1 protein-coding gene is annotated in these 791 nt (G+C 65.5%); it reads right to left on the reverse strand.

Annotated elements, in window-relative coordinates:
* Window positions 1–791: dTDP-glucose 4,6-dehydratase (gene rfbB, locus DK254_RS00845; protein WP_109931656.1), on the reverse strand; the 791-nt coding region annotated here is incomplete at both ends.

Here is a 791-nt window from a genome sequence, read left to right on the forward strand (position 1 = left end):
GTGATCTGCTCGCGGTAGCTCCGTCCGTCGGTCCGCGGCTGCTCCTGGTCGAGGATGTCGCACAGGGTATGGACCACGTCGATATTGGCTTTCTCGTTCCAGCCGCCGACGTTGTAGGTCTCGCCCAGCTGGCCGGCTTCCAGCACGCGGCGGATGGCCGCGCAATGGTCCTTCACGTATAGCCAGTCGCGGACCTGCTGGCCGTCGCCGTAGATCGGCAGCGGCTTGCCGGCCAGGGCGTTGTGGATGACCAGCGGGATCAGCTTCTCGGGGAAGTGGTAGGGGCCATAGTTGTTCGAGCAGTTGGTGGTCAGCACCGGCAGCCCGTAGGTGTGGTGATAGGCGCGGACCAGGTGGTCGGACGCGGCCTTGGAGGCCGAGTAGGGGCTGTTCGGCTCGTACTTGTTGCTTTCGCGGAAGGCCGGATCGTTCGGGCCCAGCGAGCCGTAGACCTCGTCGGTGGAGACGTGGAGGAAGCGGAAGGCGGCCTTGGGCTCGTCGGCCAGGCCGTTCCAGTAGGCGCGGACCGCTTCCAGCAGGCGGAAGGTGCCGACGATGTTGGTCTGGATGAAGTCTTCCGGGCCGTGGATGGAGCGGTCCACGTGGGATTCGGCGGCGAAGTTCAGTATGGCGCGGGGCTGGTGTTCGGCCAGCAGGCGGGAAACCAGTTCGCCATCGCCGATGTCGCCGTGCACGAATACGTGCCGCTCGTCGTCGTCCAGGCTGGCCAGGTTCTGGCGGTTGCCGGCGTAGGTCAGCTTGTCGAGGCTGATGACCTTTTCGTCATTGCC

Source organism: Pseudomonas sp. RW407, from assembly GCF_003176655.1.
Lineage (GTDB): Bacteria > Pseudomonadota > Gammaproteobacteria > Pseudomonadales > Pseudomonadaceae > Pseudomonas > Pseudomonas delhiensis.